Genomic DNA, 14,997 nt, shown 5'->3' with positions numbered 1-14,997 from the left:
AAGTATGGGCCTGATTTGAACTGAAAGGCTGATTTTGATAGGGTGTATTCGGCCTGGTAGTAGAAACAGGTTTGCTATTAGCTAATAAAATTAGGAACTTTATGCGACGGCTGCTCCTTGTGATTATTGCGTTCTGCGCAGCTAACGGTACTTTTGATGGACACCCGAATTCCCTTTGCCGACCAACCCCCTGCCTTTATGGTCAACCCTGACGCTCCCCTGGACGAAACGCCTAAGCCCGCCCTGTTCGAGGCGGGCGACACGCTCAGTTTCGATGCTGTAGCTTCCTCCGCTCAATCGGCTGGCACGCCGGCAGAAGCGGCTGAAACCACGGAAAATACCCCTCAGGGGGAGATACTGGCCGAATCTGGCGCCGATGTGGAGGCCACCATCGAGCCCGAACCCATTCCGGACGACGAAACTGCTGCGGACGCCGAGGAAGAGGAGGCCAAGTTCGCGCCCGGCGAAACCATCCACGATGTGGCCACGGTGCGCGGCATGTACCAGAACTGGTTTCTCGATTACGCCTCCTACGTGATTCTGGAGCGGGCCGTGCCCGCCATTGAGGATGGTCTTAAGCCCGTGCAGCGCCGCATCATGCACGCCATGAAGGAAATGGATGACGGCCGCTTCAACAAAGTGGCCAACGTCATCGGGCAGACCATGCAGTACCACCCCCACGGCGACGCCAGCATCGGCGACGCCATGGTGAACCTGGGCCAGAAGGATTTGCTGATTGAAACCCAGGGCAACTGGGGCGACATCCGCACCGGCGACGGGGCCGCCGCGCCCCGCTACATTGAGGCCCGCCTGAGCAAATTCGCCCTCGATGTGGTCTTCAACCCCGACATCACGGAGTGGCAAATGAGCTACGACGGCCGCAAGCGCGAACCCACCACGCTGCCCGTAAAGTTCCCGCTGCTGCTGGCCCAGGGCGTGGAAGGCATTGCCGTGGGCCTGAGCACCAAGATTATGCCCCACAACTTTCGCGAGTTGTGCCAGGCCAGCATCGCCGTACTCCGGGGCAAGGAGATTGAGCTGTTTCCCGACTTCTCGACCGGCGGCCTGGCCGACGTGAGCAACTACCAGAACGGCCAGCGGGGCGGTAAAATCCGTCTGCGGGCCACCATCGACAAGGTCGACAAGACCATGCTCGTCATTCGCGACATTCCGTACGGCACCACTACCACGGCGCTCATGGAAAGCATCGTGAAAGCCTCGGAAGCCAATAAAATCAAGATCAGGAAGGTGGTCGATAACACGGCGGCCGTGGTGGAAGTGCAGGTGCACCTGCCCCCCGGCGTGAGCCCCGACCTGACGATGGACGCGCTTTACGCCTTCACCGACTGCGAAATCAGCATCTCGCCCAATACCTGCGTTATTATTGAAGACAAGCCGCGCTTTGTGGCCGTGGAGGATATGCTGCGGCTGAGCACCCAGAAAACGGTGCGGCTATTGGAGCGGGAACTGGAAATCAGGCAGGAGGAGCTGGGCGAAAAATGGCACTCGGCTTCGCTGGAAAAGATTTTTATCGAAAACCGCATCTACCGCAAAATCGAGGAGTGCGAAACCTGGGAAGAAATCCTGCGCACGATTGAAGCCGGCCTGAAGAAATTCACGCGGGTAGCCAGCGAGAAGGAAAAGGCCAATGATACGCGCATCGTGCTGGCCCGCGCCATCAGCGAGGACGACCTTACGCGGCTGACCGAAATCCGCATCAAGCGCATCAGCAAGTTCGACGGCTTTAAGGCCGACGAGCTGATTGCCCGCCTCGAAACGGAAATGGCCGAAGTGGCCGACCACCTGGCCCACCTCACCCGCTATGCCGTTAATTACTTCGAAGGGTTGCTGAAGAAGTACGGCGCCGGTCGTGAGCGGCGCACCCAGTTGCGCACCTTCTCGGTGGTAACAGCCCAGAAAGTGGCCGTGGCTAATCAGAAGCTCTACGTGAACTATGCCGACGGTTTTGTGGGCTACGGCCTTAAGAAAGACGAAAAAGCGGTGGCCGTCACCGACTGCTCCGACCTCGATGACATCATTGCCATCCGCCGCGATGGTACGTTTATGGTGACGCGTATTGCCGAGAAGACTTTCGTTGGCAAGGACATTCTGCACGCCGGGGTGTACAACAAGAACGACGACCGGCTGGTGTACAACATGATTTACCAGGACGGCACTTCGGGCATCAGCTTCGCCAAGCGCTTCCTTGTTACGGGCATCACCCGCGACAAAACCTACGACCTGACCAAAGGCACCAAGGGTACCAAAACACTCTACCTGACGGCTAACCCCAACTCGGAGTCGGAACTCGTGGCTATTCAGTTGGCCGATAAGGCGGCGGCCCGGGTGAAGCAGTTCGACTTCGATTTTGCTGAGCTGGCCATCAAGGGCAAGGGCTCCATGGGCAATATCGTTACCAAGCAGCCCATCAAGAAAATCACCCAGAAAGCCCTCGGTGACTCCACGCTGGGCGGGCGCGAAATGTTCTTCGACAGCGTAGTGGGCCGCCTCAACGCCGACGGCCACGGCCGCTACCTAGGCACCTTCGACACCGATGATACGGTGCTGGCCGTGTATCGGGATGGCTCCTACGAACTGACTGCGCCCGACCCGGCCATCCATTTCGATGTGCCCAACCTGGTGCTACTGCGCAAATTCGACCCCGAAGTGGTGCTGAGCGCCGTGTATCTGGACGGTGAGACTAAAACGCACTACGTCAAACGCTTCCGCATCGAAACCAGCACGCTGGCCAACCGCTTCACTTTCATCAGCGAAACCAAGGGCTCGAAGCTACTGGTGGCCACGGCCCATCCGGCGCCGGCCGTAGAGCTGAAGCTGCAGCGCGATAAGAAAGCCGAGCGCGAAACCGAGCAAATGCTGCTCCAGGAGTTCATCGACGTGAAGGGCTGGAAGGCCCGCGGCAACAAGCTCAACTACTACAAGCTCCACGCCCTCACTCTGCTCACCGACGAAGGCCCCGAGCCCGAGCGCAAATCGGCCAAGAAAAAGGCCGGTCCGGCCCCCATTCCGCGCCCCGCCGACCCCATCGCGCCCCACGAGCCGTTGCCCGACCGCACCGACGACTTCGCCATCTCGGCCGATGAGGTTGCTCAGGCCAAGGCCGTGCTCAAAACGCCTAAGTCGCAGCTGAAATTCTTTTAGGCCAGCCCAAGCACCAAAGTAAAGTGGGGGAGTAGCACCGTAGAAAGGGGCTGCTCCCCCGCTTCGCTTTCGGTGGGCCGGGCGTTTGAGCCGGATTGACCACTTTTGCGTTGGTTGGTGGATTGTGGCTGCCGGGCCGTTAGTTGTTTATGCTGGTTTTTCGTCTGCTGCCGATTCGTTGTTTGCTTCTGTTGGGCCTGCTCCTTGCCAGTGCAGGGCTGCTGGTGCCCCGGGCAGCGCGGGCCCAGTTGCGCCCGAAACGGGCGGCCTCCAAAGCGGCGGCCGTGGTGCCAGCACCCGTCTGCGGAGCCGCTCCGGCCAAGCCTGCGCTGCAGGCCGGGCTGGCCGAAGCCGGACAGCTGCTGAAAGCCTACCGCGAGTCGGAGGCGTTGAGCCGCTACGAGCAGGTGCTGGCGCAGGCCCCGGCCACCTACGAGGCCCTCTGGCAGGCAGCCGTACTAAGCGTGCGTATTGGCAGCCGCTACACCGACGAGAGCCGCAAATTTGCTTACTATGCCGCCGCCCGGCTCTACGCCAACCGGGCCCTGGTAGTGTGCCCCGAGGGGGCCGAGGCCCACTACGCCGCCGCGCGGGTACTCGCCGCTCAGGCCCCGCTGCAGCCGCTGCGCAGCCGCCTGCTGGCCTACCGCGAAATGCGGCCTCACGTGTACCGGGCCACCGAACTGCGACCTAATTGGGCCGAAGCCTGGCAGCTGCTGGGCCGCTGGCACTACCGCGTCGACCACTACAGCCTGTCCGAGCGCCTCTACAGCCAGCTCTTTATGGGGGGCATGCCGGCGGGTGGCAGCACGCTGCTGGCCATTGAGGCGCTGCGCCAGTCCTACGAGCTGGATTCCGGCCGCATTGAGGTGGCCTACGACCTGGCCCGCGTCTATCTCAACCGCAGCCAGTATACCAGGGCTCAGAACGTATTGGGAGCGGCTCTGCGGCTGACGCCCGTTACGGCCGAAGAGTTAGTCATCAGCCGCCGTTGCCAGAAAATGCTTGACAAACTTACCCGCCTCCAGCGTCGCCAGCTGCTGCGCCGGGGCCACTGAGCGGCAGCTTGTATCTTTGTCGTCTCACTCTTTTCAGTCTGTGGCCGTGCCGGTTTTTCGTTTTTGGTGGATTGCCGGGCTGGCTATGGCAGGCCTGCTGGCGGGCTGCGCCGAGTCGACCCCGGCCCGGCCCGATACCATGATTGACCTGCGCACAGTAGCCAGCGGTCCGCGCGTACAAGCCGAAGAGCTCGACGGCGCCATCATCCGGCAGCCCCGCAACGCCTCCTTGTATGCCCGCCGGGCTGCTTTTCGCCTCGATGCCGGCCAGACCGACGCCGCGCTGAGTGACATCAACCAGGCGCTGGCTCTCGACGATGCGCCGGGCCAGTTCTACTTCACCAAAGCCCGCGCTCTGCGCACTCAAGGCTTCATCAAGGCGGCTCTCGAAGCCACCGACGAGGCGGCCCGCCGCGGCTTTGCCTCACCCGAGCTGAACCTGCTGGTGGGCGAAATGCACCTGGCCTCCCGCCGCTATCAGGATGCGCTCGACCAATTCGACCGGGCCCTGCAGCAGGAGCCTGATTTGGCGGCCGCCCTATTCTACAAGGGGTTATCCTTTGTGGGGCTGCAGGACACCGTGCAGGCCCTCGACTACCTGCGGGCCAGCGTGGCCCGCGCCCCGCGCGAGCCCGAAATCCTGCACCAGCTGGCCTTTTTGTCCAATGCCTACCGGCGGCCCGATCAGGCGGCGGTGTATGCTGCCCGGGGCCTGAAGCTGGATTCGACCTACGCCCCGCTCTGGTACGATTACGGCCGCCAGTTTGAGTTGCAGAATCAGCCCGGGCAGGCCCTGCAAAGCTACGCCCGCGTGGTACAACTCGACTCCACCTTCTACCGGGCCGACTACCGCCTGGGTTTGGCAGCCTACAAAGGCCACCGCTACGCGCTGGCCGTGCCCCACCTGCAGCGGGCCCTGCGCCGCGCGCCGCGCCTACCCGAAGCCCGCGCCATGCTGGCCGAAAGCTTCGAAAGCCAGGGCCGCTGGACTGAAGCGGCCGACCAGTATCGGCTGTTGGTAGTCGAAAACCCTGGTAACCGCCGCTGGACCTATAAAACCTGGAAGGTGGGCAACCGCGCCCGCGGCATCATCGTCGACGAAACCCCGCGCCCCGCACCCGTCGAAGCCATTGAGCCCCTTGGCCTGCACCGGTCGGGGCTGTAGGGGGAGATGGTGGGCTGGTGAAATAGTGCGTTTTACGTTCGGGGAGCCTAGCAGCGCAAATAGCATAGTCAGGGGTTTTGAGCGTCAAACTCACCATTTCACCACCTCACCATCTCACCATTTCCGTAACTTGCGGCTTCACGGCTGTTTGTATAGCCATTACGCTCCCTTTTTTATGTTGAATATCACCCTCCCCGACGGCTCGGTGCGCCAGTTTGTAGATGGCGCGACGGGCTACGATGTCGCCGCTGCCATCAGTGAAGGCTTGGCCCGCAACGCCGTGGGCGTGCGCGTAAACGGCGAAGTGCGCGACCTGCACCGCCCTATTGAGCAGGATGCCCAGGTAGCCATCCTCACTTGGAACGACGACGACGGCAAAATGGCTTTCTGGCACTCCTCGGCCCACGTACTGGCCGAAGCCCTCGAAGCGCTATACCCCGGCGTGAAGTTGGGCATAGGTCCGGCCATCGAAAACGGCTTTTACTACGATATTGATCTGGGTGAAGGCCGCACTATTTCGAGCGAGGACTTTCCGGAAATCGAGAAGAAAATGCTGGAGCTGGCCCGCCAGAAGAGTAAGTTCGAGCGTCGCGCCGTATCCAAGGCCGACGCCGTGGCCTACTTCACCGAGAAGGCCGACCCTTATAAGCTGGACCTGTTGGAACGCCTCGAAGACGGCTCCATCACATTCTACCAGCAAGGCAACTTCGTGGACCTCTGCCGCGGCCCGCACCTGCCCGATACGGCCAACATCAAGGCCGTGAAGCTGCTTAACGTAGCCGGCGCCTACTGGCGCGGCGACGAGAAGAACAAGCAGCTCACCCGCATCTACGGCATCACGTTCCCCAAGGCGAAGGAGCTGACCGAGTATCTCGAAAAGCTCGAGGAGGCCAAGCGCCGCGACCACCGCAAGCTGGGCAAGGAACTGGAGCTGTTTGCTTTCTCCGACAAAGTAGGAGCGGGGCTGCCGCTGTGGCTGCCCAAGGGCACCATGCTACGCGAGAAGCTGGAGCAGTTTCTGCGCCGGGCTCAGATAAAGGCTGGCTACCAGCCCGTCGTGACGCCCCACATCGGCTCTAAAGAACTGTACGTAACCAGCGGCCACTACGAAAAGTATGGCGCCGATTCGTTCCAGCCCATCAAGACGCCAAACCCGGGCGAGGAGTTCTTCCTTAAGCCCATGAACTGCCCCCACCACTGCGAAATCTACAAGACCAAGCCCCGCAGCTACCGCGACCTGCCGGTGCGCCTGGCCGAGTTCGGCACGGTGTACCGCTATGAGCAAAGCGGCGAACTGCACGGCCTGACGCGGGTGCGCGGCTTCACCCAGGACGACGCCCACATCTTCTGCCGGCCCGATCAAGTAAAGGAAGAGTTTACCAAGGTTATTGATCTGGTGCTCTACGTATTCCGGGCTCTGGGTTTCGAGGATTTCACGGCCCAGATTTCGCTGCGTGACCCAGAGAACAAGGCCAAGTACATCGGGTCCGATGAGAACTGGGACAAGGCCGAGCAGGCCATTATCGAGTCGGCCGCCGAGAAGGGGCTGAGCACGGTAACGGAGCTGGGCGAGGCCGCCTTCTACGGCCCCAAGCTCGACTTCATGGTGCGCGACGCGTTGGGTCGCAAATGGCAGCTGGGCACGGTGCAGGTCGACTATAACCTGCCCGAGCGCTTCGATCTGGAGTACGTGGCTTCCGACAACTCGCGCCAGCGGCCGGTGATGATTCACCGGGCCCCATTCGGGTCGTTGGAGCGGTTCGTGGCCGTGCTTATCGAGCACTGCGCCGGTAATTTCCCGCTCTGGCTTTCGCCCGAGCAGTTCGCCGTGCTGCCTATCTCGGAGAAGTACCACGACTACGCCCAACAGGTGTACGACCGCCTGATGAGTGCCGAATTGCGCGGTACCGTCGACCACCGCGACGAGAAAATCGGCCGCAAAATCCGCGACGCCGAAGTATCAAAGGTGCCCTACATGCTGATTGTAGGCGAGAAGGAGCAGGAAAACGGCATCGTATCGGTGCGCAAGCACGGTGAGGGCGACGTGGGTTCGATGCCTATCGACTCATTCATTAAGAGCTTCGAGAGCCAGGTAGCCGCCATGATGGATGGCGCAGCCATGTAGCGCCTTATTACCGTGGCCCGATAATAGGTCGGGCCACGGTAATAAGGCGCTTTTTTCTGCCTACTAAAGCCTTTTTTTATATAGGTTTTAGTGCGGATTTGGAAAAAATGCCGGATATTTGCCCGCTAGCTGAACTCATTGGCCCCGGCCGATGTGGTTGTAGTACTAGTCAAAATCGACTTTCACCTTAAGGAGAAACCGCCATAGCTACCCCTAACCGCCGCTATATCCCTCGCGCCCAGGTCGAGGAGCCGTTTAAAATCAATCATAAGATTACGGCCCGTGAAGTGCGCCTCGTTGGTGACAACGTGGAGCAAGGCATCTACCCCACCGATCAGGCCCGGCGCATGGCGCAGGACCAAAACCTGGACTTAGTAGAAATTTCGCCCACCGCCTCGCCGCCCGTGTGCCGGGTTATCGACTACTCGAAATTTAAGTACGAGCAGAAGAAGAAAACCCGTGAGCTAAAGGCCAAGCAAACCAAAGTTGTCATCAAGGAAATCCGTTTCGGACCCAACACTGACGACCACGACTTTGCCTTCAAGCTCAAGCACGCCCAGGAATTCCTGAAGGAAGGCGCGAAAATCAAGGCTTACGTGCATTTTGTGGGCCGGAGCATTGTCTTCAAGGAGCGGGGTGAAATACTGTTGCTCAAGTTTGCTCAGGCCCTCGAGGATCTGGCCAAAGTAGAGCAGTTGCCCAAGCTCGAAGGCAAGCGTATGTTCCTGTACTTGGCACCGAAAGTGGTGGCTCCGCCTAAAAAGGTGGTTACTAAGGAAGTCGATAAGGCGAAGCCGGCCGATAAGGCTGCCAAGCCCGCAGCCCCGGCTGCCGACACTAAGGAAGCTGCTCCGGTGCTGGAGGCTCAGGGAACGGCTCCGGCCGAAACCGATGCCGCTGACCAGGGAGCCGAATAACGCTTTTACCCGGAGCTCTGCTCCGTTTTTTCGCTGGCGCACCGGCCCTAGGCAGCCGACCGCCGCATGTTTCACCTTTTTCTACCATCACAATGCCGAAAATGAAGACCAAGTCCGGCGCCAAAAAGCGGTTTACGCTGACCGGCACGGGCAAAATCAAGCGTAAGCACGCCTACAAGAGCCACATCTTGACCAAGAAAACCACCAAGCAGAAGCGTAACCTTACGCACATCACGCTGGTTTCTTCGGCCGACATGAACCGCGTAAAGGACATGCTTAACATGTAATTATGAATTTTGAATTATGAATGAGGCATAAGCTTCAGAAAGTAATTCAAAATCTATAGTTCATACTTTCAAAATCAACCACCAGGCGTCCGGTAGGAACCCAAGCTGCGGCAGTAAGTCCGCCGCCGGCCGCCAAAAACAATCCAGGTTATGCCAAGAAGTGTAAACCACGCGGCCTCGCGCCATCGTCGGAAAAAAATAATGAAGCTGGCGAAAGGCTATTATGGCCGTCGCAAAAACGTTTGGACCGTTGCCAAGAACGCCGTAGAGAAAGGTCTGCTCTATGCTTACCGCGACCGGAAAGTAAAAAAGCGTGAGTTCCGCGCCCTCTGGATTCAGCGCATCAACGCTGGTGCCCGTGAGTATGGCCTGTCCTATTCGCAGTTCATGGGTGGCCTCAAGAAGGCAGGTATAGAGCTTAACCGTAAGGTTCTGGCCGACCTCGCTCTCAACCACCCCGAGGCTTTCAAAGGCATCGTTGAGAAAATCAAGTAGCCGCTTGCGGTTACTGTAAAAAAAGCGGCTGCCCTTTATGGGGCAGCCGCTTTTTTTGTTCTCTGTGTTCTTGCTCTTTCGGACGGGTAGAAGCCCGTAGAGTCTACCCTATGAGCTTCAGAAGTTGCATTTCATGTAGCCAGTCAGTGGCTTCTTCCATCTCGTCGAATAATTGCAGGTGCAAGTGGGAACCCACACGCAGATGCATGTCCTCGACTGAGGCCTGCCCGAATACCCCGGGGGCCTTAACATGGGCATAATACATCATGCCGGCAGCCAGCGCCTGCGGAATCCAAACCTGCTCCAGCCAGTCGTTGCCGTGTTTCCACGAGCCTAGCAAACGGCGGTTGTCGGTGAGCACATAGGGGCAATGCGTCTGCTCCAGCAGATGCAGAATGCCATGTGAGCCTTCCTGGATGGCTTCCAGCGTGAGTAAGCCCTGCCAGTCGTTGTAAATCCAGTTATTCTGCTGGTCAAATTCAGTGGTCAGGAACGTCGTACCAGTAGGAGTGAGGAATTGTTGCCGCATAAGTTCAAAAGAGCGTATTTCTCGTTCAATGTCCTACTTATTTAGACCAATAGCGCTAAATCGTCGGTTAGTGGCGGCTCTGGCAAAGCTAAACTGCCGGGCTACGGACGATGCACCTCCCAACTGCGCTAAAAATAAAAAACCGCTCCGGGATTGTCCGAAGCGGTTTTTTACAAGTAGCGGGAACGAGAGTTGAATTGGTGGCCACCCCAACACGACCCCGTTTCCAGCACGTGGAGGCGGTTGTAGTGCGTGCTGTGATGCAGATTTGGGGCACTTTTGTGATAAAATTGTGACGTTCTCACAGCTCGTTTTGGGGCCGCTGGAGGCAATGCTACTACCTGCGCCGGCAATCCTGTCAAACAAGATGCATAAAGTTTCTGGCAGGCCTCTAGGCGCTCAAGAGGCTGTTCGCCGCACGAAGGTGTCCTTGAACAGAAAGAAGGCCGTAGCCAGCTGCAGGACAGGGCTTACAAGCTGTCGTAGCGCCCACCATGGCCCGTGCTGGAATAGGTTAGGGGAGAGTCGGGCAAATAGGTAGATTATCCAGACCATGAAGACCAAGAACAACACCTTGGCCCAGGTCTTACCGGCACGCATGCCAAATCCTATCCATCCGAATCCTACCAGCATGAGAATGCATGTAAAGATGACTATGCCTATCTCCATAGTACCCATACCTGCGGGTAGTGTCTGGAACAGGGGCTTAAGCAACATATAGAGTGCGGGCAGCAAGTAGAGGGCCAGCGTGAGGAAGTACAGGTATGAGGCAATGACGTGGTGCTGGCGTAGAGGCTTATAGCGGTTTCGTGAACAGTGTACCCGTCTGATGTAGAGTTCAACGCCGAGACGCAAATATGCGTCTCGGCGTTGAACTCTACATCAGACGGGTACACTGTTCACGAAACCGCTATAGGGGCTAACGAGCCGGTTTTACGCTGCTGGTGACGCAACTTCTTGATGAACGAAACGCTCACGCCGAAGCGGGCGGCCACTTCTTGTTGGCGGGAGCCGACCTGCTCACAGGCGGCCGCCACGCGGGTGCGTAAATCCAAGGAATAGGGTTTCATATATTACCTTACGGGAAGGCTCATGAAAGGATAAACCGTTCCCGAAACCGCTATAATGAGTTGTACAGTGATTTGTAATCGGTCATAACAAAGCCGTTACTAGTTGCACCTGCTGCTAATTTACCCTCCTACTCTGGGTTGACACATCTTCTTCGGAACTCGGCTTTACCGGAATATTAATATATAAAGAGGACGGATTAGACTTATCGGTAACTTTAATTGGTTTTTCATATGAGAATTTCTTTCCGAAGATGTACTCTAATATTTCTTTAAGGTTGGTAAGTATTTTTTTTTGAATTGACCACCTTTCCAAGATTTACAAATTATTTTTAATAGTATTTTTTGCCCTTTATTTTTTTGTTTGTTCAAATTTATAGAATTACTTTCGTTTCATGTATTTGAAATTCTCAGTCAATTCACTATTTTACTTCAAATGTAAGGCCGACATCATCTTATCGCAGAGAACCCACGAGTTTTTTTGGGGAAACACTGTACTGACTCGCAAAAAGTTTCGAAAAGTAATGAACGTCGCTATAGCCAACTGCGTAAGCGATCTGTGGAATGGAATGTTCTACGAAGTTATCAATCATCTGTTTTGCTTTATGCAAACGCAATATGCGGATATATTTATTAGGAGTTAAGGCCACCAGACTCAAAATCCTTCTATACAATTGTCGTTCACTCACAGCCATTTTAAATGACAGTTCATACAAATTCAGAAAGTCATTACTTAGGTTTTCATAAACCTCTTTTTCGAGACTCATCAACCAAACCTGATCGACTTTTGTCACTTTTTGAGGAATTAATGCATCGGTACACATCTGTCTAACATGTTCGTTAGACTCATAAATTTGAAATATATCTGGACGGATTTCATGACTTAGGTCAAGTGATCTTATTTTATTCTTTGCTACTATTGCTTCTATAATATCACGTATCTCTTCAGTGCTTGAAAATATAATTTCTTCTATTTTATCTTTTTTATATTCTTCGCTATTTCTTCCCGCAGCTGCAATGTTCTCCAAAGGAGCTTTTATGTTATGAACAAGCTGCTCTAAAAGGTTGGGAGCATCCCAGTCAATGAGTACACTTTCTGCCTGATTCATTGTCATGATAGCTTTAGTTGGAAGTAGACTTTTTTCGCCCTATTTTGACTTATGGGAATACACTATTCCACCCTCATTAAGTCTTTATTTTTATGGTAAAATCTACTCAGCCCCTGCGCACTTATTGAGATGGGAATAGTCTCTGATCCCAGGTAATTCACTGACTTGCCAATTATCCGGGTTTCGATACCAAGCAGGTTAATGACTCTCAATAGCTTGCTGTCACATTCAGCGAAGGCTACACTATCTTTCTCCTTACAGATAGGCGTAACAGCGTGGACCATAAGCTTTTTGAACATATTCCTGTCTGTATTGCTTTTACGCGTAGCAAACCGGCCAATGTGCCAGATATGCGATACCTTCTCAGCGCAGTCAAGGGTGTCAATCGGATTAATGTCGAAGATCTTCTGTAAAGGCAACTCCGCTTTGTAGTCCCACTTGGTGAGTCTTATGGAGCCTTGAATGACTCCGGATGCATCTCGGGCAATGTAAAAACTTGAGTTTTTGAGATGGTGCATCTCTTCACAGCAGATATTCTGCACGTCACGTTGTACGTCCACCTTTGGGCATAATGCGGAGTGATGACTGAAGTTCTCCCCTACTACAAATGCTGCCAACTCACTGAGTAGTCCCAGTTCTAACTGCCCTAGGTGATTTTGCGTAATATTCATATTTAGTATAGAGCTTAGACCCAAATAAACCCTAGACCTTGGGCAACACAACTACACTAAAGTGTAGTATACAATAGAATAACGAACAACTACACTTTGTAGTGGCTGAGTGAGGTGATCTAGCTGAGCGAGAAAAAATTGGGTGGTATTTTCCGCCCATGGGAAAGCTCGATAAGTACCGTAGGTATGACGTGGCCTTCCATACGCAAACTCTGCGAATGGTCGCCGAGAGCCACAAGACCTCAGTTGCCGCTTGTGCCTTGAACCTGGACCCCAAGCTGGTCTACGGTGGCAGCGCGACGCCCGCCCTGCCTGCCGAGGCGCTCGAAGAGCGTCAGTTACGCGCTGCCAACCGACGGCTGGAGCAAGAGTTAGAGATCTCAAAAAAGCCATCGTCATTTTTCGGCCATCCCACCGGCGCTATGAGCTGCTATCCATCTTATAGATCAGTCACGGGGTAGCTATATGTTTACGGCTACTATACCAGGTCTTGGAAGTAGCTCCCGCCCACTACTACGCCTGGCGCACAAGCTCGCTACAGGCGCTACGCCTGTGGTGTGTGAAACGGCGCTGGAAAAATCTTTTAGCCGCCACCACAAGCGCTACGGCACCCGTCGCCTGCGTGTCAAATTGCCGGAAGAGGTCCACTGCGTGGGGCCAACTGCTTGCCGTCGTCGATGGCAAGCAACTGCGCGGCACCACCGTGGCTGGACGTCGGCAAGCCAGTGTGCAACTGGTGAGCGTGTGGGCGGAAGAAGCACGCCTGTGTCTGGCCCACGTGCCCGTAGCCGCCAAGCGCAGTAAGGCCGTGGCCATGCCGCAGGTGCTGGAGTTAGTGGACGTGGCCGGTAGCGTGGTGAGCCTGGATGCACTGGGCACGCAGCCGGCGCTAGCCGCTCGACTGCTCGAACGCAAGGCCGACTACATGCTGGCCCTCAAGCAAAACCACTCCGTACTCTTCGCGCAAGTGCAAGCCCATTTTGCGCCCTTGCTCAGCCAAGCGCCCGCCCACACGCAGCGCGACAAAGGCCACGGCCGGGGCGATCAAAACGAACGGCAGGCGGCCGATGCGCTGCTCGTGGACGCGCTATTGGCCTTGGTCAAACGCCACGCGGGCTGGGGCTTTTGGAAGTACTACCATCGGCTGCGCAAAGCGAAACCGCTATAGGTATCTGATATTTAGACCAAAATTTCAACCAAGGCCACCAGTAGAAGCGCGAACCACTAACTCTGACTTAAGCTCCTGGCTTTGGCTGGTAAGGATGGGACGATTCTTCATCAGTCCCTGAAACAAAATGGTGGCAGCTTCCCGGCCAATAGCGTAGGCGGGCTGCCGAATGGTGGTTAGGGACGGGTTAAGCAGGTCGGCCATTTCGAGGTTGGAGAAGCCGATGATTTTTATGTCGGCAGGGATACGGCGACCGGTGGCCTGGCAGGCACGGTAGCCGGCAATGGCCAAGCTCTCGACAGCAGCGAAAATACCGTCGATACTGGGATCCTGCTCCAGCAGTTGTTGCACCAAGGCCGTGTTGTGGTCGGAGCCATGGCCACCACGCACCAGCAGGGCCGGGTCGAAGGCAACATCAGCGTCACGTAGGGCATCGAGGTAACCCTGCATTCGTTTCTGGCCGATGGACAGGTGTTGGGCCAGGGTGAGGTGCATAATACGGCGGCAGCCCCGCTCCAACAGGTGATGGGTAGCCCGGTAGCCGCTGTCGTAATCGTCGGTGGTGATGCTGGCCGTATCAGTCTGCTCGCACACCCGGTCGAAGAATACGGTGGGCAGGTTCAGCTCGCGCAGTTTGGCAAAGTGCGCCGCGTCCTGGGTTTCGCCTGATACCGAGATAAGGATGCCATCGACCCGGCCGTTGGCCAAGTGCTGGACAATGGTTTGCTCTTGGGCGAAGTTCTCGTGGGTAAGGTAGATGAGTACATGGTAGCCGTTCTGACGGGCTACCTCCTCGATGCCGTTGATGGCCAGCGAAAAGAAGTTGTTGGCTACCTCCGGGATGATAACGCCCACCGTTTTGCTTTGCTGGCGGCGCAGACTGCTGGCGTAGGGGTTGGGCTGATAGCCCAGCTGGGTAGCCAGCAACTGCACTTTCTCTTTCGTGGCAGCGCTGATTTCGTAGCTGTCGTTGAGGGCCCGCGAAACCGTGGAGACGGACAAATCGAGGGCCTGGGCCAGTTGCTTTAAGTTGACGGAGCTCATAGGGAACGGAAATTAGGCATTTTTCCTGGATAAGTAACGGAGTGGGTAAGGGCTCACCCGCCCGCGAAGGCCGGGCCTAGTCAGAGGCGCTACCAGCAGGCAAGTTGGAGCCACTAGCGTTCCACTCTAGGGGAATAATGCAACTGACATAGGTATAGTGACTTTGGGAGTCTGTTTCGCAATCGTTTCCGTGAATAAAT

At 56.2% G+C, this 14,997-nt stretch carries 13 protein-coding genes and 1 pseudogene; 9 read left to right on the top strand and 5 right to left on the bottom strand.

Translation table 11 applies throughout. The features are described 5' to 3' along the window. The first annotated feature begins 198 nt into the window (after window positions 1–198). The 7 genes and pseudogenes from BLW21_RS02640 (at window position 199) to rplT (ending at window position 9,209) form a co-directional block, all read left to right on the top strand. Entirely contained in the window at window positions 199–3,162 is a 2,964-nt protein-coding gene (locus BLW21_RS02640; protein ID WP_245711787.1) for a DNA gyrase/topoisomerase IV subunit A, read from the top strand. Window positions 3,163–3,353: 191 nt separating this feature from the next. Next, on the top strand, window positions 3,354–4,220 hold the full coding sequence (locus BLW21_RS02635) for a tetratricopeptide repeat protein (RefSeq protein ID WP_175470836.1): 867 nt from the start codon (window positions 3,354–3,356) through the stop codon (window positions 4,218–4,220). An 85-nt stretch (window positions 4,221–4,305) separates the two neighbouring features. Continuing rightward, window positions 4,306–5,385: a tetratricopeptide repeat protein gene (locus BLW21_RS02630; protein ID WP_139255060.1), complete on the top strand. Its 1,080-nt coding sequence runs from the start codon at window positions 4,306–4,308 to the stop codon at window positions 5,383–5,385. Window positions 5,386–5,560: 175 nt separating this feature from the next. Beyond that, a complete protein-coding gene (thrS, locus tag BLW21_RS02625) occupies window positions 5,561–7,510 on the top strand; it encodes a threonine--tRNA ligase (protein WP_092737645.1) in 1,950 nt (649 codons plus the stop codon). A 203-nt stretch (window positions 7,511–7,713) separates the two neighbouring features. Next, a pseudogene (gene infC, locus BLW21_RS02620) lies at window positions 7,714–8,271 on the top strand (translation initiation factor IF-3); the annotation flags it as partial. Between the two features lie 248 nt (window positions 8,272–8,519). Further along, complete coding sequence (gene rpmI, locus BLW21_RS02615) at window positions 8,520–8,714, top strand: 50S ribosomal protein L35 (RefSeq protein WP_092737641.1); 195 nt, start codon at window positions 8,520–8,522, stop codon at window positions 8,712–8,714. 150 nt (window positions 8,715–8,864) lie between these two features. Further along, window positions 8,865–9,209 (top strand): 50S ribosomal protein L20, encoded by a 345-nt coding sequence (rplT, locus tag BLW21_RS02610; protein WP_092737639.1) that lies wholly within the window; start codon window positions 8,865–8,867, stop codon window positions 9,207–9,209. A gap of 103 nt (window positions 9,210–9,312) precedes the next feature. On the opposite strand, the gene BLW21_RS02605 is transcribed toward rplT, so the two are convergent. The 4 genes from BLW21_RS02605 to BLW21_RS02590 all read right to left on the bottom strand — a co-directional run bounded on the left by BLW21_RS02605 (window position 9,313) and on the right by BLW21_RS02590 (window position 12,585). Then, a complete protein-coding gene (locus BLW21_RS02605) occupies window positions 9,313–9,738 on the bottom strand; it encodes a hypothetical protein (RefSeq protein ID WP_092737637.1) in 426 nt (141 codons plus the stop codon). 899 nt (window positions 9,739–10,637) lie between these two features. Continuing rightward, entirely contained in the window at window positions 10,638–10,808 is a 171-nt protein-coding gene (locus tag BLW21_RS21025; RefSeq protein WP_245711786.1) for a hypothetical protein, read from the bottom strand. A gap of 452 nt (window positions 10,809–11,260) precedes the next feature. After that, window positions 11,261–11,920, bottom strand: a complete 660-nt coding sequence (locus BLW21_RS02595; protein WP_092737632.1) for a helix-turn-helix transcriptional regulator — start codon at window positions 11,918–11,920, stop codon at window positions 11,261–11,263. A gap of 56 nt (window positions 11,921–11,976) precedes the next feature. Beyond that, window positions 11,977–12,585 carry a hypothetical protein gene (locus tag BLW21_RS02590; protein ID WP_092737630.1) on the bottom strand — a complete coding sequence of 203 codons (609 nt, stop codon included), beginning with the start codon at window positions 12,583–12,585 and terminating at the stop codon, window positions 11,977–11,979. A gap of 158 nt (window positions 12,586–12,743) precedes the next feature. Here BLW21_RS02590 and BLW21_RS02585 point away from each other — a divergent pair, with 158 nt between their 5' ends. Next, window positions 12,744–13,046: a hypothetical protein gene (locus BLW21_RS02585; RefSeq protein WP_092737627.1), complete on the top strand. Its 303-nt coding sequence runs from the start codon at window positions 12,744–12,746 to the stop codon at window positions 13,044–13,046. Between the two features lie 161 nt (window positions 13,047–13,207). Continuing rightward, complete coding sequence (locus BLW21_RS21020; protein WP_175470835.1) at window positions 13,208–13,753, top strand: ISAs1 family transposase; 546 nt, start codon at window positions 13,208–13,210, stop codon at window positions 13,751–13,753. Window positions 13,754–13,777: 24 nt separating this feature from the next. Here the strand turns inward: BLW21_RS21020 and BLW21_RS02575 are convergent, their stop codons facing one another. After that, window positions 13,778–14,797 carry a LacI family DNA-binding transcriptional regulator gene (locus tag BLW21_RS02575; RefSeq protein ID WP_092737623.1) on the bottom strand — a complete coding sequence of 340 codons (1,020 nt, stop codon included), beginning with the start codon at window positions 14,795–14,797 and terminating at the stop codon, window positions 13,778–13,780. Window positions 14,798–14,997: the final 200 nt, after the last annotated feature.

The sequence above is a fragment of the Hymenobacter psychrophilus genome, assembly GCF_900107135.1.
Classification (GTDB): Bacteria; Bacteroidota; Bacteroidia; order Cytophagales; family Hymenobacteraceae; genus Hymenobacter; species Hymenobacter psychrophilus.
Note: the sequence above shows the minus strand (reverse complement) of the source record. Positions and strands in the feature narration are given on the sequence as shown.